This window comes from Oscillospiraceae bacterium (assembly GCA_035353335.1).
Lineage (GTDB): Bacteria > Bacillota > Clostridia > Oscillospirales > JAKOTC01 > DAOPZJ01.
In genome coordinates, this window is record DAOPZJ010000004.1 from 41,868 (window position 1) to 60,437 (window position 18,570).

Genomic DNA, 18,570 nt, shown 5'->3' on the forward strand with positions numbered 1-18,570 from the left:
TTATTTTTCAACCTTCCTCACCTTTACCGAAAACAAAGTAGACAATGGGGCCGATGATCTGGACAAAGCACATGATGATCCAAAAGACCTTGCTGCCGAACCGGTAATGAGGGTGTTTGAGAACATGTACCAGCGCCGCAACTGTCAGCGACAATTCCGCAATGAGGATCGGGATTAAAAACGGGAGATACTCAATCAATTTTTCCATAAGATGACCATCCTTTCATAAATAGCGCTCCCTCGAGATGATTGAGGATATTTTGATAAACGGGGTTTTGCGCCAAAAAAGTAAACGCGGGGTTATTTTTGATGATGTTTATAACATCCTGTCGAATTAACTTGATATCGCGGGGGACGCTTTTGTTGAGCTCGTTTTCCTCCAGCCAATCGTCGAGCAGGTCAAAGTATTGGTCGCCGTGCAATTCCACCGCAAAGCTCGCAGAGGTGCAGACTCGTTCGTAACCGGCTAACATTTCAAGCGTCTTTTCCGCGTTTTGATTTGTTGCATAAGTCAGCGCGGCCACATAGTAAATCGGGGCAAGCAGATCGGGCCGGAGCCGATCGAAATCAAACACCTCGGCGACTTTGAGAAAACGGGCTAACAGAGGGTCAAACCGCCCGTCTTTCATATACAGTGACAGATAGGACGGGGCAAGACTAAGGAGGATGCCGAGATACTGGTAGACGCCTACCTGCATGACTGTCGCGGCTTTTTTGGAATCGCCCTTCATCTGATAAGCGCCCGAGAGAATGACTTCGGTGCTCATCACGGGCTTGGTGGAGCCCTCCAAAAGTTCAAGAACTTCGAGCGGTTTTTGCAGGGTCAGATAACAAATCGCCTGCATCGAGTTGGCTTGTTTTGAGAGCCAGAGGTCGTCTCCGTCGGTCTTGATATGTTCGCATAACCTGATGATCTCATTCAAAATCTCCTGCTGCTTTTCGGGTTCTTTCGCCAGCGGATGGTGGTTCAATAACAGCGCCGCAATCTCAAAGACCAACGGGAAGCAGGCGTAATACTTTTTTACGAGTTCCCTGCACTCTGCGTAAACCTCCTCAAAGGGTTTACTGCTGAAATCATGTGCAAGGCGGTTATAGTTTTTTTTAATATCCTCGGCGGTCATCTGGGGCAGGTAGCCGATCAGCTCGTCGATGCTGATGTTGAAATAGGCGGCAAGGCGCGGCAGAAACGTGATGTCGGGATAACTCTGTCCGGTCTCCCACTTGGAGACCGAGGCCTTTGAGACGCTCATGTATTCGGCGAGCTCATCTTGCGTAATGTTTCTTTCGTGCCGCTTTGCGGCAATCACCGTCGAAATGTTGATCTCTTTCAAGAAAAATCACCTCACGAGAAACATTATCACCCTTTTCACATGGAATATCAAGGGATTTATAATTGATTTCAGTTGATTAAATCAACTAATTGGAAACATTAAAAAATAAGCGTTCCCGCAAGAACACTCCTGGCTTCGCTTATTTCGGTTGAAGGAGGGTAAATCTGTTGGAGCTATTCGCCCGATTTAAATTGAGCGGATATAGCTATATAAATTAAATGGTTTATTTCTTGCATTTTCAAGGGCTTCGCTCAATATATGCACGAATTCTTCAAGTCCGGCCCGGTCCGTTTCAGTGAAGCGCCCGACGGAAGGACTGTCGACATCCAGCACTCCGATGATTTTGCCTTGAACGCGAAGCGGGATAACGATTTCCGAATTGGATGCGCTGTCGCAGGCGATATGACCGGGAAACTCATGCACGTCTTTGTCCAGCATCGTCGTACCTTGCCGTACAGCGGCTCCGCAAACGCCCTTTCCGACCGGAATCTCAATGCACGCAGGTTTTCCCTGAAACGGGCCGAGGATGATTTTTTCGTTTTCAGCAAAATAAAACCCGGCCCAATTGATGTCTTCGAGCGTGTTGAAAATTAACGCCGAGGCATTGGCGAGATTTGCGATATAATGCGGCACCCCTTGGATCAATGCCCGCAGCTGCGCGTTCATTTCATTATAATCGGTCATGTTTATCCTCCGGAAGAGTTCAATTTTTGGGCTCGCTGAAAATAAAATCGAATATAAGGCAAAATCAAAAGCAGACAAATTGAAAAATATGCCGTGAGTCGTATTATAACATATAGTGCGAAAACCGCAACGCAATTTTTCGGGTGCTGACAAACATGCGGATATTGACATATTCTATGGAATATGATAAAATCAAAAACCGCGATAGGGAGAGCGCATACGGTTTTACCGATGCAAATCTTTCAGTCGCTGTAAAATACGGAGAGGTATCGAAGAGGTCATAACGGGGCTGACTCGAAATCAGTTTGGGGGCAACTCCACGTGGGTTCGAATCCCACCCTCTCCGCCAAAAAGCCGGTAACGCAAGTTAACCGGTTTTTTTATTGTTAGCAATTTTTTCCGAATGGCATCTTTTAATGTACTCCTTTTATTGCGCTTTATGTATATTTGTGATATAATATATTTGGGTAAAATGACGAAAAAGAATTCGGATCATTTGCCCGGAGCATTTGATTATGCCAAACGACATATAATTTGGCTCGGAAACCTTTGAAAGGGGTGTTTTTTTATGGGACCCATGATCTGGATATGGGCGGGCATTTTTGTGGTCACGCTTCTCATCGAAGGCGCAACTGTCAGCTTGGTCAGCATTTGGTTCGCTGCCGGCGCTCTGGTCGCCGGTGTCGCAACCTTGTTCGGCGCGCAGCTGTGGCTTCAGCTCGTCTTGTTCATCGTGGTCTCCGGCGCAACTTTAACGGCGACACGGCCTTTAATGCGTAAAATGCGCGGCAAAAAGGAACCGACCAATGCGGACCGCAACATCGGCGCAGAAGCGGTTGTTTTAACACCGATTGAACCGCATACATTGGGCACAGTCAATGTTAACGGGCTTGTCTGGAACGCAGTCGATGTGGACGGCGGAAACATTCCCGCCGGCGAAGTCGTCATCGTCAAACACATCCAAGGCACAAAACTGCTCGTTAAAAAACAATCATAACCCACGAATCATGAGAAGAAAACAGTCATAACAGACAGGAGGATTACTTATGATCTTTGCAGCAATCGGTGTCGGCGGAAGCGTCGCAATCGCAATTATCGCTCTTTTCGTTCTGATCGTTCTGGTATCGAATATCAAAGTCGTGCCGCAGGCACATGCTTATGTCATCGAACGCCTCGGTGCTTATCACACAACTTGGGAAACCGGTCTGCACGCCAAAATCCCGTTCTTTGATAAAATTTCGAAAAAGGTCTCGCTGAAAGAACGCATTGCCGACTTCCCGCCGCAGCCCGTCATCACCAAGGATAACGTCACCATGCAGATCGACACCGTCGTCTACTTCCAGGTGACCGACCCGAAACTGTTCTCCTACGGCGTTGAAAACCCGATGATGGCCATCGAAACGCTGGCGGCGACGACCCTGCGCAACATCATCGGCGAATTGGAACTCGACCAGACTCTGACTTCCCGTGACACCATCAACGCCAAGATCCGTGTGATTTTGGACGTCGCGACCGACCCGTGGGGCATCAAAGTTAACCGCGTCGAGCTCAAGAACATCCTGCCGCCGAAAGAAATTCAAAACGCGATGGAGCGTCAGATGAAAGCTGAGCGCGAACGCCGTGAGGCGATTTTGCGCGCTGAAGGCGAAAAGAACGCCGCCATCCTCGTCGCCGAAGGTCAGAAGCAGTCTGTAATTCTCTCTGCGGAAGCCGATAAGCAATCCAAGATTTTGGCCGCCGAAGCCGAAAAGGAAAAGAAAATCCGCGAAGCCGAAGGTGAAGCCGAAGCGATTCTCAAGGTGCAGTCCGCGCTGGCTGACGGTATCAAGATGCTGAACGAATCCGCTCCTTCTCAGCAGGTCATCGCGCTCAAGAGTTTGGAAGCGCTGACAAAAGTCGGTCAGGGCTCGTCTACAAAGATCATCATTCCGTCCGAGATCCAGTCGCTGGCGGGTCTTGCGACTTCTGTTAAGGAACTCATGAAAGAATAAAAGTTCTTTAGATTACATCCAAACGCCTGTCGAAGAGATTTTCGACAGGCGTTTCTGTATTAAGGAATTATAATGCAGCGCTTGACAATATTGCGAGATAAAGTATAATTTTAGCGAATCGGTTTTTTAATATTTCTTTGTAAAGTAAAATATCTATTATGAAAACGGAAGAAAACGCTTGATGATTGAAAAAGACGAATTAAGGGCATGGGCCATTCAAAAAGCGATGGTGATTCCCGAGCGGAGAAAAAAGGAAGCAGATCTTGCGGCGGCGGAAAAGCTGCTCTTATCAAAAGAATTTAATGAATCTAAGATAGTTTTTTGCTATATCTCCGTCCGCGATGAGGTTTCAACACTTGAAATACTAAAAGCGGCGATTCAGCTCAAAAAGAAACTATGCGTGCCGAGATGTCTGCCCGAATACGCCATGGAAGCTGTGACTATCGAAAATATCAATGATTTGGAAAATGATTTATACGGTATTCCGACCGTGAAAAAGGGCGGGCAAGTCATACCTGTTTCCTTGATTGATTTAGCAGTGCTGCCATGCCTGTGCGCCGATGAAAGAGGTTATAGAATCGGGTACGGAAAGGGATATTACGACCGCTTTTTGGCCGAATATCAGGGATTCTCGGTTGTGCTGTGCCGAAAAGAACTTTTAGTGAATGAGATTCCCGCGGAACCGCACGATCGAAAAGCCGATCTTGTCATCGCGTCATAACTAAATCCAAAGGAGAACATTTATGTTTCAACCTGTTTGTGAAACGCTTCAAAATCCGGAGCGCTACCTCAAAAAGACCGCCGAGCTGACGCCGGAAAAACTGCAAAAAGCCCTTGAACAGGCGCTTGTGCGCATCGACAGAGGCATTGAGTTATTTGGGGGGAAAACCTTTCCGCCGGCGGGCTCAGGCGCAGGATATCTCTATCAGGCGACCGTGAACAAGGGCTGGACCGAGGGCTTTTGGCCGGGGATGCTGTGGCTTGCCTATCAATTGACCAAAGACGATAAATACCGCACTGTCGCCGAGCAGAGCGTTGGCAGCTTTGCCGAGCGCATGGATAACCGGGTCAATGTCGATTTTCACGACATGGGCTTTTTATTCGGACTTTCCTGTGTGATGGCGTATATGCTCACAGGAAATAAAAAAGCCCGGACTTACGCACTCAAATCTGCGGATTGCCTTGCCAACCGCTATCAGGAAAAAGGGCGGTTTATTCAGGCCTGGGGACCGATGGGCGTGCCGGACAATTACCGACTGATCGTCGATTGCTATATGAATCTGCCGATGCTGTTTTGGGCAACCGAACAGACCGGTAATCAGCGTTATGCCGAGATTGCAAAGATTCATGCAGAAACTGCTTTCGAGACGGTTTTCCGTCCGGACGGGACGACTTTTCACACCTTTTTCTTTGATCCCGAAACCGGCGAACGGCTGCGCGGTGTGACCGCACAGGGCTATTCCGACGACTCCTGTTGGGCGCGTGGACAGAGCTGGGGCATCTACGGGCTTCCGCTCTATTTCGATGACAGCGGCGATAAGTCCAAACTGCCGTTATGGTATCAGATTACGAACGTTTTCCTGAATGCCCTTCCGTCCGATCTGGTTTCCTATTGGGATTTGATTTTCGGCGAGGGCAGCACAGAGCCGCGCGATACTTCAGCGGCTGCGATCACTGCCTGCGGGATATTGAGAGCGGAAAAATACCTGGCGGATAAAAACAAATATGACTCCGCTGCCAAAGCCATTGTTTGTTCGCTGATTGATCACTATACGACTGCGCAGGGTGAAAAGTCCACCGCGCTGCTCAGCGACGGCTTGTATAACTGGCCGGCGTCCAAAGCGCCCGAAGGCACGATCTTCGGCGACTATTTTTACATAGAAGCGCTGGCGAAATTGATCAAGCCGGATATCAAGCTATTTTGGTAAGGATGATAAATTAAAATGAAGTTTTTTGAACATGCAAACTATCGGGTGCTGCCGTTTAAGGAATACAAACTCTTTTCGGATTTAAATAAAACTCCCGCCGATATCCCTGCGGCAAAACAAAAAGTATTGATTGAGCGGGCTAAACAGATGGCAGGGAAAACGATTCCGGTTTTGCCGGCATCGTTATACCGGGAATTTACGATCAACGGCAATCGTACGAATTTTCAAGCCCTTTATTTCGAGCGCCGGGAGCGCCTGATCGCACTCACATTCGGAGAACTTTTCGAGAAAAAGAGTGTTTATATCACCGAAATCATCGATTTGATCTGGGCGATTTGCGAGGAGACCAGTTGGGTCATTCCCGCGCACAATGTTGCAAAAGATCAATCATTGCTGTCAAAACCGCTGCCGGATGTGTTTGACGACAATATTGTCGCCATCGACCTATTCAGCGCTGCAACGGGTGCGACGCTGGCGTGGGTGTTTTATTTGATCGGTGACCGGATTGACACAGAAATTCCCGAAATCATCCGCGAACGGGTGGAATATGAGCTCAACCGCCGCATCATCAAGCCGTATCTGACCTACACGATGCGGTGGATCACCGAATTCGTCAACAACTGGACTCCGTGGATTGTCTCGAATGTGCTTTCAGTGACGGCGCTGGCCGTCAGGGATACCGCAGCCCGGGAGGCCGTGGTCAAACGCTCTTTAGAATTCCTCGATATTTTCACCGAGACCTATGACGATGACGGCGGCTGCGACGAAGGCGCGGGGTATTGGGTTGCGGCGGGCGCGGCGTGGCTTGATGCGCTCGAACAGCTTTATGATATGACCGGCGGCGATATCAACATTTTCGGGCACGAATTTACCCGAAGAGTCGGCGAATACATTATGAACGTGAACATCGGCGGGAAAAAGTTTGTGACCTTTGCCGACGCGCATTTTAAGTTGAATTCATTCGACTTCGGGGTTGTATACCGTTACGGAAAGCGGGTAAACAGCGAACGACTGAAAAGCTTTGCCGCGGAGCATCTTGACAACGAGACCGTTATCACCGAGAGCAACCTGAACTTTTTTATGTATCGGTTTGTAAAAAACCTTGTTCAGAAGATCGAACCGCCGACAGGATATATCCCCCCGGAAACTGCTTATTACGATGGCATGCAGCTGGGCGTGATGCGCGGCAAACACCTTTTCACCGCGTTCAAGGGCGGGCACAACAACGAGAGCCACAACCACAACGATGTCGGCAGTTTCATCGTCTATTTCGACGAAGAACCGTGGCTGATTGACGTTGGCGTCGGGACCTACACCCGCGATACCTTCAGCGAAAACCGTTATAAAATTTGGACGATGCAGTCAAGCTGGCACAACCTCCCTGAGATCGACGGGGAAACGCAGCATAACGGCGGCGAATACAAAGCCGACAAGTTCACATTTGACGAGGATAAGAAGACCGCATTTGTCAGTTATCCGGACGCATATGAAAAAGGCGCAGACGTCAAGGTCTGCACCCGCGAGTGGATTTTTGACGGGGATGTTTTAATCGTAAAAGATTATATTGTCTGCGAAAACCCGACCGAGGTGTGCTGGAACTTTATGCTGCGTGATAAACCCGAACTGACCGAAAGCGGTTTTTCCCTGAACGGGCATACTTTAGCCGCCGATATTCCGATAAAAATCATCGTCGAGTCCAAAGAGTTGAACGACGAGAGTTTGAAAAAAGATTGGAATCGGGATTATTTGTATCGAGTGAAAATTATTACGGAGAATAAAAAAGAACACTTGATTGCGTTTGAAATCCAATAATTTCTTTCATTAAAAAAATGATGCAGCTTGGGTGTTTGCCGAAGCTGTGTTATATATATTTTTTTTAAAATGAACAAATGAAGCAATATATCAGGAATATCCTTAACTCTTAACTTTATGGATATTGGTTCTCACAGATAAAGTCCGATCAATCGTTGATAACGTTCCAAAACGGCATCGAGCAGGATATCCCAGGAGACCGGGATGGACTTTTGAGCATTTTTGCCGAGTTCTTTTAACTTCTTCGGATTTTTTAAAGCATCCTCGATCACACGGGCGAGCGCCATCGAATTATCGACCGAAAGCAGGCCGTTTTCTCCTTCGATAATACCTTCGGCAGTACTGCTGCCTCTTGTCATCACTGATGCCGTGCTCATTGCGGCGGCCTCCCGTATGACCATCGGCGCGTTGTCATAGACGGAAGGAAAAACAAACAGCGACGCCGCCTGGTACAAACCGTCTAATTTGGCAGTATCGAGTATATGGCCCGGCAAAACTGTGATATCACTGATTTCGAGTGCGCTGCATTTTTCCTCGATTTCGGCGCGGTGCGGTCCCTGTCCGGCTAAGACAAGGCGAAATTTGACTCCGGCTTTTTTTAAGACCGATGCAGCCTCAAGAATCCGCAGAATATTCTTTTTCCAATTGAGCTGTCCGACGAAAAGCAAAATCGGATCGCCATCGGGTGAATATTGTTTCAACGCTTTTTCTTTTTCATCCGGAACGGGTTTTCGAACATCGGTGCCGTTTGGCATTACGATGACGTCGCGGGAAAACCCGTAACTTTTCAATGTCTCTGCGCTGGATGCGCTGACCGCCCAGACCTCGTCGCATTTTTCATAGAACGCCACAACATATTTGACTCCGAAATCGGCCAAAACTTCCTGCTTTGTGACCTGCAGAAAATCGTCGTAATATTTGGAGTGGAAAGTGCCGACCAGCGGAACTCCTTGTTTTTTGGCGATCCGCAGGCCTTCCTGACCTGCGGTAAACGGGCTGTGGACATGGACAATGTCAAAATCGATCATCTCCATGCGGGCGTGGTAGTGTTGGTCGAACAGCGGAACCCCTGCGCGATACTGCGGCATTTTCGGCAGCGGCATTCCGGCGAAATCTACGATCTCAAACGGATATTTGCCCCGACAGCCGGTGTCTGACATCGGCGCGATCACATAACAGTCATGCCCTTTTTGGCCAAGTGTCTGTGAATATCCCAAAACGACTCTACCGACGCCGTCGGCAATCGGTAAAAAAGAGTCGGTGAATTCTCCGATGCGCATATATTTCATACCTCCCTAATGCTGTACTCCATGCTTTTTATTTCTCTTTCGAAAACATCGTAATTTTTTCGTACCAATTTTTATATTGCTTCAGCGAGAACGGCGGTGTTCCGGTGACAAAATGATTGGTACCGCGTCCGTTTTGGGTACGCCATTCGATTAAAAACAGCGCTTTGTCGCTGTACATCGCGGGGATGCGTTCGAGCACCGAGAAGCCGTCGGCAGGAATCGAGAATTCCCGTTCAAACAGCGGTACACCCCTCTCATCACAGATCCGGACTTCACCCGAGAGCGGTTTGAGAGTATCGTTCACCGAGACCACGGGCAGGTTCCAGCTCTCCATCGCGCCGATCATGACGCAAAACGGCGTTTGGGAACGCTTGATATAGTCATAGGCGAGTTTCTTTTCAAAATACCAGTCGACCACTGCGTCGGACATCTGGGGCCAGCCGTCGAGCAGGTTCCACCACAAAATGCCGCTCTTGACCGATTTTTGGGTGCGCACGTTTTCGATGAAAAACTTCTTTGCTTCGGCTTGCGAGACCTGCGAAGCAAAAGTATAATCATCGAGATTGTCCGGCACTTCGCCGAACAACTGCCGGATCTGTCTTTCCATCAAGAGCACGCGGTAGTCGTTGTCACGCTGGTCGGAGGAATGCAGATTCCATTCGCTGTTGTTGGTATAAGGCCAGAGCTTATCCGGTGAGATGAATTTTTTGAGCGATTTTCGGCCCGGGCAGCCGTGGTAGCCGGTCTCGCTGAAAAAATGCGCTTTGGCGGTGGTATAAAAACTGCTCTTAAAATAGTCGCGCGGCCCCCAGAGGTGGAATTCCGGCAGCAAATCGTCGCGCTGCGCAGCTGCAAGTTCGTCGCAGATATACGGCGAACTGGGCAGATAGGGTCGGTTATAATCGTTTAGTTTGACGGCCTCCGGCAGTACCTTGCGGGTCAAAATATTCAGCGAGGGCAGGGTATGGTTTTGGTAAAGAATTGCGTCGCACTCGTTGTCGCCTGCCCAGAGCACCAGCGACGGGTGGTTGCGAAACTTTTTAATAATAAAAGCGGCCTCATCCGCGAGTTTTTTACAAAATTTCTCGTCTTGAGGATAGGCGTGGCAGGCCATGGCGAAGTCCTGCCAGACCATAATACCATGCTCATCGCAGAAGTCAAAGAAACAGTCCTCAGGGTAGAGGTTGCCGCCCCAGCAGCGCACCATATTGCATCCGATGTCATAAAGCAAATCGAGGGCTTTTTCATAACGATCCCTATCGCGGCTGTGGAAAGCGTCGAGCGGCACCCAGTTGGTTCCTTTGCAAATGATGCGCTGCCCGTTGATGATAAATTCGAACTTGCCGTTCTGACCGTCGGTGACTTCGCTGCGCGCGAGTTTCACGGTGCGGATTCCGACTTTAAGTGTCTTGTAAGCGACTTTTTCGCCGCCGATAAATATATTGACGGTCACCTCGTAGAGATTCTGGCCACCGTAATCGCGCGGCCACCACACTTTCGGAGACGGAACTTTCACACGGACTAACACGTCTTTATAATATAGTTTTTCGGTCACCGAAAACCTGCTCTCACCGCACACGCCGGTAATCTCAATGCGGGAACCGGATTTAATCTGCTCTAATCCGAGATCGGTCATCACCGCAAAATCAAGTTCGGCAGTGTCGGCGGTCAGCTTTAATACGTCGAATGCGACTTCGGTGACCGAGAAAGCGGGTTTTTCGTAAAGAAAAACATCTTTATACAGACCGAAAGTCACCGCGCGGGGCATGATGTCCCAGCCGAATTCATGCGGCGGCTTGCGCACAAACACCGAGTCGTGGTTGAGCGGAACGGTATTGCGGGTCATAAACGCGTCGGGGGTCTCATTGTAAGCAGCCAAAATCGGGCTGTGCAAAAGAACCGCAAGGGTATTGTGCGCTTTCAACAGGGCAGTGACATCGAATTCATATTCGATGAAAGAGTTATCGCTTTGACCAAACTTTTCGCCATTCAAATAATATTCGGCGATACAGTCGACACCGGAAAAATGCAGAATTGCAAGGCCTTTATAACCGGGGTTATCGAAGTTTTTCGTATAACAAAACGCGCAGTCCTCGAGGTCTTTGAGCGCGGTGGTGTTCATCCCGAAATAGAGGTCGGACGGCAAAATTCCCGCCGTCGAGAGGTCGAGTTCGACATTTCCGGGCACCGTCGCCGGACAGGTATTTGTGGGTTCGGAAAGGTCAAAATTGCCCTCCTTGTCCCAGAAAAGCGTCCATTTTCCGTTAAGAGATACCGTACGCATCAATTGATTCCTCCGTCAAGTCAAACATTTTTTGTCGGAACAATTTTAACATAACGGGTTTTGAAAAGCAAGTAAAGCGCCCCCGTTTCATTTTTTCTCGCAATATGATATAATTCAGCATTGGGTAAATCAGACTGAAAAAACGTGAAAATCGCATAATGAATGACTGTTGATGACAGAGTAAAAGGAGTGTCGAATTTGATAATAGGCTGGCAGGCCGGAATCTCTTATGAGAGCCCGACGGCTGAGGGAAACGATTTGCCGCACATGCTGCGGCTGCTCGACGAGATGGCTGAGCACGGCATGAATTATCTGAGCTTGATGATGACGAGCTATGCCCGATTCGATCCGGGTCACGATGGTTTCTGCTGGCCGGTAAAAGATCAAAAACTCGAATGTTTACGGGATAAAACTTGCCTGAATGCCGACGCGAAAACCGAATTTATTTCAAAAGTAATTGACGAGGCCAAACAGCGCAATATCGGCATACAGCTTTTTTCAAATTTAACGATATATAACCCCGAGAGAATCCGGGTATCATTTCCGAATGCCGCCGAGCAGCAATTGAAAAACGGGGAATTGTGCTCGTGGCTATTTTGTCCCACCAGCGCCGATGTATGGGACTTAGAACAGCGCGAGATTGCGGATTTGTTGGCGCTTTATAACCATCCCAATGTGAAATCGGTGGGGTATGAGCGGCTCAGCTTTGCGCCGGGTTCGTGTTATTGTCCTGCCTGTGCCGAAGAATTCAAGGCTGATACCGGCGGAGACATTCACGATTTTACCGACGAAGACATGTTGTTTGATCGGTGGAAAACCGATGTGATCACGGCGAAGATGAAACTATTGAATGAGAAAATCAAGTCGATCAAGCCCGGTACACAGGTCTATTTGCACTCGTCGTGTGCCGAGGGTTGGGGCCATGACCCAAACCGTCTGAAAGGTGCCTTGATCGACGCCGTGATGCCGCATATTGCACACTTTGAAACCACGCAAGCCCATTTTAACGCGTTGCTCGATAGGTTAGCACCCAACGACTTAGTGCTGCAAGTATGCGTACGCAATAAAGCGTTAAATAATTATCCGATTTGGACGAAAACTCCCGAGATGATCGGGCAGTTCGGCGATTGGATCAATGAATATCACGAAAAAGACAATCGACTTAGAGGTGTTTTATTCTTTAACGAGAACACGGTGTGCTCCGAAAACCGAAAAGCTGTTTATGAAGTTGCAAAACGGTTAAAGTAATAAAATTTCATTCTGTTTCTATAATGGATTGACAAGCGCATTGCGGCCCATTAAAACGGCTTTGTTCGCTAAAAAAAGTTAAATTTCGAAGTGATACAGCCGTGTGATTTATTACATTGCTGTATGGTTTTTTAAGAAGAGGAAAGTGATAAACTCACTGATTATTTGGATCGGTATTCGTTAATATAAAAATATAAAAGCGGGAGAACCTGGAGGATTGGGCTTTATGAAGCGTTACATAATTTTTATATTAGCAGTGGTATTGTTATTTAGCAGCTGTGCTGATTTGGGGCTGAAACAACCGGATGGGATCAGCTCGGCATCGCTAAAATCGAGCCGGGTTTCGGTTCAAAGCGAGCAATCTCCGGAAGCGGTTGGGGCGAGCCAAAATTCGAATCAACAGCAGAGCAGTCAATTTAAAAGCAGCCGACAATCCTCGGTAACCTCGGAGAGCATGGCGGACGCGATTTCTTCAGCCACCCTAAGCCGTTACCGCGAAAACGAAGTCACGGAATACGAGGGATTTCGGCTGGATCCCGCCGTCGGATCGAGAGATAATTCGATTAAGGGGATACAATATGTTGATCCCGAGGGGTTTGTGATAAAAATTGATGGTTTGGTCGATAAAACTATTGAACTGGATATCGCAAAAGTGCGGGCGATGCTGGATTATCAGCGGCTGGTGACGCTGCATTGCGTCGAAGGCTGGGAAGCCACGATCTTATGGCGCGGGGCTTTGCTTGCCGACTTGATAGATTTGGCGGGAGCAAAATCAACTGCCGACACGGTGATTTTTGAAGCGGTGGACGGGTATACCACCTCACTTCCGCTGGAATATGTGCTTTCGAAAAAATTGATTTTGGCTTATGAAGCCAACGGATTGGATCTGCCGCCCGATATGGGATATCCGTTCATCGTGGTGGCCGAAGCCAAGCGCGGGTATAAATGGGCTCGCTGGGTCAACCGCATAACACTGTCCGATGATTTAAATTACCGGGGTTACTGGGAGAGCCGTGGATTTTCAAATAAGGGAGATCTAAAATAATTGTTGACAAATGAAAAATATGGGCATATACTATAGATACATCAAAAATATTTGATGTGAGGTGAACGATCTTGGAAGATAAAAATGAAAAGCAAGCAAGGGTTTTCAAGGCATTCTGTGATGAAAACCGTCTGCGGATATTGGAACTGCTGCGCGGCGGAGAAAAGTGCGCCTGTGTGCTGATGGATAAACTCGATATGAGCCAGTCGGCGATCTCGTATCACATGAAGGTTCTGGTCGAGTCGGGCATCGTCGAGAGCCGCCAGGAGGGCAAGTGGACGCATTACAAACTCAGTGAAACGGGCAGTGCGCAAGCCGTTGAATTGTTGAGAGAACTGACTACACCTAACACGGTTTGTGATAAAGAAACCTGCTGCCAAAAATAAAGCCATCGCAATGATCCGCGGATGGCTTTTATCAAAACCAATACATCAAAATTATTTGATATGAAAGGGTAGCGCAATGCAAGTATTAAAAGCTATTTGGGACTTTATACAAACCCAAATTCTCGGTATGAAGTGGTTAAATGACCTCATCGGGAGCGGGCTTTCCGCCCTTGGATTGGATCTTGAAAACCGGTGGGTCAACAGCGCACAGTTTTTCCTTTATGATGTAATTAAAATCACGGTGCTGCTGTGCCTGTTGATTTTTGTGATCAGCTACATCCAGAGCTATTTTCCGCCGGAGCGCAGTAAAAAGATTCTCGGACGCTTTCACGGCATCGGTGCAAATACCGTTGCAGCGCTGCTCGGTACGGTTACGCCGTTTTGTTCGTGTTCGTCCATTCCACTGTTCATCGGCTTTACCTCCGCGGGCCTGCCGGTCGGCGTGACGTTTTCGTTTCTGATTTCCTCGCCGATGGTCGACTTAGGTTCCTTGGTGCTGTTGATGAGCATTTTCGGGGTTAAGGTTGCAATAATCTATGTTTTGTTCGGACTGATTGTCGCGGTTGCAGGCGGTACGCTGATTGAAAAACTGCATATGGAGAGATATGTGGAGAGCTTTATTCTGACCGCCGGAAGCGTGGACATCGAATCGCCCGATCTGACTAAAAGAGACCGGCTGGTTTACGCCAAAGAACAGATGTTCGCGACTTTTAAAAAGGTGATCCTGTACATTTTAATCGGCGTTGCGGTCGGTGCTGTCATTCACAATTGGATTCCCGAGCAATGGATCAGCGCCGCACTCGGCAGCAACAACCCCTTCGGCGTGATCATTGCGACATTGATCGGCGTCCCGATGTACGCGGATATTTTTGGCACGATTCCGATTGCCGAAGCCCTGTTTGCAAAAGGTGCGCAATTAGGTGTGATCCTGTCTTTTATGATGGCCGTTACAACGCTGTCGCTTCCGTCGATGATCATGCTTCGTAAAGCGGTGAAACCCAAACTGCTGGCACTGTTTATCGCAATTTGTACCGTCGGCATCATCCTGGTCGGATATCTGTTCAACGCACTTCAGACACTGATTATATAAAAACTTATCGGAGGAAAAGAAAATGGCTAAAAAGTGGTATCCTGTTGTCAATTATCTGATTTGCGAGGACTGCGGCACCTGTGTTGCAAAGTGCCCGCACGGCGTGTATGACGTCAAAAAGGCGCCGTCGCCGGTTGTGATAAGCCCCGATGAATGCGTCGATCACTGCCACGGCTGCGGCAACCGCTGTCCCGTCGGTGCGATTACTTATGTCGGCGACGACACCGGCTGGACGCCGCCGAACAAAAAAGCGGCGGCTGAAAGTTCATGCGGCTGCGACGGCGGCAACAGCAGAGGCGGCTGTGATTGCTGACAATAAATTAAAACGAAAAGGAGCGAGTGATTATGTCAATCTTTAATAAGAAAAAGGAAGAATCCTGCTGCTGTGGAAACTGCGACGCAAAAAGTATGGAACAAGCAGAGAAGGCAAAAACCGAAGGCGCGAGTGTAAAAGTGCTTGGAAGCGGCTGCGCCAAATGCAATCAGCTCGAAGCGTCGGTCAAAGAGGCCTTGTTGTTGCTCGGAATGGATGCGGCGATCGACCATGTGACCGATTTCGCCCAGATTGCCGCATACGGCGTCATGAGCACGCCCGCACTGGTCGTGGACGGCAAGGTCGTTTCTTACGGCAAGGTGTTGAAGACCGAAGAAGTCATCAAAATTTTACAGAAAGTCAGGGGCTAAAAATGAAAGCTGTCATTGATAAGAGGAAGTGCTCTTCCGACCTGAGGATGTGCAAGCCGATGAAAGAATGTCCCACCGGTGCGATTTCGTGGATTGAAGACGACGACGAGCCGCTCGGTTCCCGCATGGAGATCGATGAGGGTAAATGCACCGGCTGCGGGCTCTGTGTCGAGTTGTGCTGCGGAAACTGCATCGAAGTAAAGTAAAACAAATATAACACGTTATAACTGCGAACCTTAAGGAGTTATTTATGAGTGGCAAAGAGGAAACCAGAGAGCAAATCCGAAAAAAGTATTCGAAAATTGCGTTGAAGGGCGGCGAAGATTGCGGCTGCAGTTCGGGATGCTGCGGTGCGAAACCCCGCCTTGACGTTAAGGAAATCACCAAAAATCTCGGATACTCCGATGATGACCTTTCAAATATGCCCAATCAGGTAAATATGGGCCTCGGCTGCGGGAATCCTCTTGCGATCGCCTCACTCAAAGAGGGCGAGACGGTTCTCGATTTGGGCAGCGGGGGCGGTTTCGACTGCTTTTTGGCCAGGAGAAAAGTCGGTGAATCCGGGCATGTCATCGGCATCGATATGACGCCCGAAATGATCAAGCTGTCGCGTGAAAACGCCCGAAAAAGCAAAGTCGCGAATGTGGAGTTTCGCCTTGGCGAAATTGAGCATATGCCGGTTGCGGACGGCGTCGTGGATGTGATTATCTCAAACTGCGTGATCAATTTATCGGTTGAAAAAGAAAAGGTGTTCAAAGAGGCCTACCGGGTTTTGAAAACCGGAGGGAGAATCTGCGTTTCCGACGTCGTTGCGACTGCCGAACTGCCCGAGGAATTGAAAAAGAACATCGCCATGCTGACGGGCTGCATTGCGGGAGCGGAATATGTTGAAAACCTCAGAGCGATGTTAACAAACGCCGGTTTTAAAAACATTCGAATGACCCCGAAAGACAACAGCAGAGAAATCCTGTCCTCTTGGGCGCCCGGAAAAGGCGTCGAAAATTACGTGGCTTCCTATATCATCGAGGCGGAAAAATAATAATTTTCGAAATTGTTCGGTATTCAAACACGAATCGGAGATGGTGTTGTGGATAAAATAAAAAAACAGGGCATCGGATTTTTTGAAAAATATCTGACGGTTTGGGTGCTGTTATGTATGGCGGCGGGTATCTTGATCGGCAAATTTTTGCCCGGAATCCCCGGTTTTCTCGAAAAAATTCAATATGCGGGGCAAAATATCCCGATTGCCGTCCTCATTTGGATTATGATCTACCCGATGATGATGAAGATTGATTTTCAGTCCATAAAAAATGTGAGAAAGAACCCGCTCGGATTGGTGATTTCATCCGGAAACAGCTGGCTGGTAAAACCGTTTCTGATGTTCGGTCTGTCGTCTCTCTTTTTCTATGTCATCTTCAAAGCGTTTATCCCGCATGATTTGGCGCAAAGCTATGTGACAGGCGCCGTATTGCTGGGCGTTGCCCCGTGTACAGCAATGGTTTTTGTGTGGAGCAACCTCACAAAGGGCGATCCCGCGCACACGCTGGTGCAGGTTTCCGTCAACGATCTGTTGATCATTGTTTTGTTTGTCCCGCTGACAACTCTACTGCTCGGAATCAATCAAAGTCAAATCCCTTGGGATACACTGATTTTTTCCATCGTTCTCTTTGTCGTAATTCCTTTGTCGGCAGGCGCTGTAACGAGGAGTTTAATGATCAGGAAAAAAGGTTTGGAATATTTCAACGAAAAGTTTGTTCCGAAATTCGACGGGATTACCACTTCCGGTTTGTTGCTGACGCTCGTTATCATTTTTACATTTCAAGGCGATGTGATTCTGGAAAATCCGTTTTATGTGCTCTTGATCGCCGTTCCGCTGATTCTTCAAAATATCATCTCCGCGACGATTGCCTATCAGTTGTGCAGGTGGGCGAAACTGCCTCATAACATTTCCGCGCCCGCCTCTCTGATCGCCGCTTCCGATTTCTTTGAATTGTCGGTGGCTGTCGCGATTTCGCTGTTCGGGCCGGATTCCCCGGTGGTGCTTGTCTGCACGGTCGGCGTACTGACAGAAGTTCCGGTGATGCTGCTGCTTGTGAAATTTATCAACAAAACAAAGCATTGGTTTCCCGAGACCGGCAAGGAAACAGCAAAATGAAGAAAGTCGCTTTTATCTGCGTCCATAACTCCTGCCGAAGTCAAATCGCCGAGGCGCTCGGAAAGCATTTCGCCGCAGATGTTTTTCAGAGTTATTCCGCAGGCACGGAAGTAAAAGACCGCATTAATCCCGACACCGTTCGGCTGATGAAGCAGCTTTATGGAATCGACATGGAGTTGACCCAGCGTCCCAAGCTGCTCGCCGATCTGCCGCCGGTGGATGTGGTCATCACGATGGGCTGCAATGTCGAGTGTCCTTATCTGCCGTGTAAACGTCGGGAGGATTGGGGACTCGACGATCCTACAGGCAAATCGGATGATCATTTCATTACTGTAATCAAAACGATTGAATCAAAAATCATTTCTTTAAAGACGGAACTTGGGGGGCGTTCATGAAAAGAGCAATTATAAATTCCGCGATATGTGAAAATTGCAGCCCTTGTAATGTGGAAATTAATTGTCCTAATAATGCGGTAATCAGAGAAACAAATAGCGATAAACCATGGATAGATTTTTATAAATGCTGCGGGTGTATGAAATGTAAATCTTTTTGTCTCATTAAAGCGATTGAAGAAATTTCTCGTCCTTGCGGTGAGAAAAGAAAAGGCTGGTAATAGTTTCGCTGGTTCCAATTTTTAAGGTTA

At 48.3% G+C, this 18,570-nt stretch carries 20 protein-coding genes and 1 tRNA gene; 16 read left to right on the forward strand and 5 right to left on the reverse strand.

Features of this window, described 5'->3' with window-relative positions; all coding sequences use genetic code 11:
* Positions 1–7: 7 nt before the first annotated feature.
* The 3 genes from PKH29_01870 to PKH29_01880 all read right to left on the reverse strand — a co-directional run bounded on the left by PKH29_01870 (position 8) and on the right by PKH29_01880 (position 2,015).
* Positions 8–208: a PLD nuclease N-terminal domain-containing protein gene (locus PKH29_01870; GenBank protein ID HNX13586.1), complete on the reverse strand. Its 201-nt coding sequence runs from the start codon at positions 206–208 to the stop codon at positions 8–10.
* Entirely contained in the window at positions 192–1,331 is a 1,140-nt protein-coding gene (locus PKH29_01875) for a helix-turn-helix transcriptional regulator (GenBank protein HNX13587.1), read from the reverse strand. The genes PKH29_01870 and PKH29_01875 overlap by 17 nt, the downstream gene beginning before the upstream one ends.
* Positions 1,332–1,517: 186 nt before the next feature.
* Positions 1,518–2,015, reverse strand: coding sequence for a GAF domain-containing protein (locus PKH29_01880; GenBank protein ID HNX13588.1), 498 nt, complete (start codon positions 2,013–2,015; stop codon positions 1,518–1,520).
* Between the two features lie 260 nt (positions 2,016–2,275).
* Here PKH29_01880 and PKH29_01885 point away from each other — a divergent pair.
* The 6 genes from PKH29_01885 to PKH29_01910 all read left to right on the forward strand — a co-directional run bounded on the left by PKH29_01885 (position 2,276) and on the right by PKH29_01910 (position 7,746).
* Positions 2,276–2,364 (forward strand) — tRNA-Ser (locus PKH29_01885).
* Between the two features lie 219 nt (positions 2,365–2,583).
* The gene (locus tag PKH29_01890; GenBank protein HNX13589.1) at positions 2,584–3,012 is read left to right on the forward strand and encodes an NfeD family protein; all 429 of its coding nucleotides are present in this window, start codon (positions 2,584–2,586) and stop codon (positions 3,010–3,012) included.
* 49 nt (positions 3,013–3,061) lie between these two features.
* Entirely contained in the window at positions 3,062–4,006 is a 945-nt protein-coding gene (locus tag PKH29_01895) for an SPFH domain-containing protein (GenBank protein HNX13590.1), read from the forward strand.
* 181 nt (positions 4,007–4,187) lie between these two features.
* Positions 4,188–4,727, forward strand: a complete 540-nt coding sequence (locus PKH29_01900) for a 5-formyltetrahydrofolate cyclo-ligase (protein HNX13591.1) — start codon at positions 4,188–4,190, stop codon at positions 4,725–4,727.
* 22 nt (positions 4,728–4,749) lie between these two features.
* Positions 4,750–5,934, forward strand: coding sequence for a glycoside hydrolase family 88 protein (locus PKH29_01905; GenBank protein ID HNX13592.1), 1,185 nt, complete (start codon positions 4,750–4,752; stop codon positions 5,932–5,934).
* Between the two features lie 15 nt (positions 5,935–5,949).
* Complete coding sequence (locus PKH29_01910) at positions 5,950–7,746, forward strand: heparinase II/III family protein (GenBank protein HNX13593.1); 1,797 nt, start codon at positions 5,950–5,952, stop codon at positions 7,744–7,746.
* A gap of 131 nt (positions 7,747–7,877) precedes the next feature.
* Here PKH29_01910 and PKH29_01915 read toward each other — a convergent pair whose 3' ends face one another.
* Together PKH29_01915 and PKH29_01920 are read right to left on the reverse strand one after the other, a co-directional pair.
* Positions 7,878–9,026, reverse strand: a complete 1,149-nt coding sequence (locus PKH29_01915) for a glycosyltransferase (GenBank protein ID HNX13594.1) — start codon at positions 9,024–9,026, stop codon at positions 7,878–7,880.
* 37 nt (positions 9,027–9,063) lie between these two features.
* Complete coding sequence (locus tag PKH29_01920) at positions 9,064–11,319, reverse strand: glycoside hydrolase family 2 TIM barrel-domain containing protein (protein HNX13595.1); 2,256 nt, start codon at positions 11,317–11,319, stop codon at positions 9,064–9,066.
* 198 nt (positions 11,320–11,517) lie between these two features.
* Between PKH29_01920 and PKH29_01925 the strand changes: the two genes are divergently transcribed.
* The 10 genes from PKH29_01925 to PKH29_01970 all read left to right on the forward strand — a co-directional run bounded on the left by PKH29_01925 (position 11,518) and on the right by PKH29_01970 (position 18,322).
* Entirely contained in the window at positions 11,518–12,567 is a 1,050-nt protein-coding gene (locus PKH29_01925) for a hypothetical protein (protein ID HNX13596.1), read from the forward strand.
* A gap of 226 nt (positions 12,568–12,793) precedes the next feature.
* Entirely contained in the window at positions 12,794–13,612 is an 819-nt protein-coding gene (locus PKH29_01930; GenBank protein HNX13597.1) for a molybdopterin-dependent oxidoreductase, read from the forward strand.
* Between the two features lie 71 nt (positions 13,613–13,683).
* Positions 13,684–13,998, forward strand: a complete 315-nt coding sequence (locus PKH29_01935; protein ID HNX13598.1) for a metalloregulator ArsR/SmtB family transcription factor — start codon at positions 13,684–13,686, stop codon at positions 13,996–13,998.
* 76 nt (positions 13,999–14,074) lie between these two features.
* The gene (locus PKH29_01940) at positions 14,075–15,088 is read left to right on the forward strand and encodes a permease (protein ID HNX13599.1); all 1,014 of its coding nucleotides are present in this window, start codon (positions 14,075–14,077) and stop codon (positions 15,086–15,088) included.
* A gap of 22 nt (positions 15,089–15,110) precedes the next feature.
* Positions 15,111–15,401 carry a ferredoxin family protein gene (locus PKH29_01945; protein ID HNX13600.1) on the forward strand — a complete coding sequence of 97 codons (291 nt, stop codon included), beginning with the start codon at positions 15,111–15,113 and terminating at the stop codon, positions 15,399–15,401.
* Positions 15,402–15,433: 32 nt separating this feature from the next.
* Entirely contained in the window at positions 15,434–15,772 is a 339-nt protein-coding gene (locus PKH29_01950) for a thioredoxin family protein (GenBank protein HNX13601.1), read from the forward strand.
* A gap of 2 nt (positions 15,773–15,774) precedes the next feature.
* Positions 15,775–15,978, forward strand: a complete 204-nt coding sequence (locus PKH29_01955) for a 4Fe-4S binding protein (protein HNX13602.1) — start codon at positions 15,775–15,777, stop codon at positions 15,976–15,978.
* Between the two features lie 44 nt (positions 15,979–16,022).
* Complete coding sequence (locus tag PKH29_01960) at positions 16,023–16,811, forward strand: arsenite methyltransferase (protein ID HNX13603.1); 789 nt, start codon at positions 16,023–16,025, stop codon at positions 16,809–16,811.
* A 48-nt stretch (positions 16,812–16,859) separates the two neighbouring features.
* Complete coding sequence (gene arsB, locus PKH29_01965; protein ID HNX13604.1) at positions 16,860–17,927, forward strand: ACR3 family arsenite efflux transporter; 1,068 nt, start codon at positions 16,860–16,862, stop codon at positions 17,925–17,927.
* Positions 17,924–18,322, forward strand: coding sequence for an arsenate reductase ArsC (locus tag PKH29_01970; protein HNX13605.1), 399 nt, complete (start codon positions 17,924–17,926; stop codon positions 18,320–18,322). The genes arsB and PKH29_01970 overlap by 4 nt, the downstream gene beginning before the upstream one ends.
* Positions 18,323–18,570: the final 248 nt, after the last annotated feature.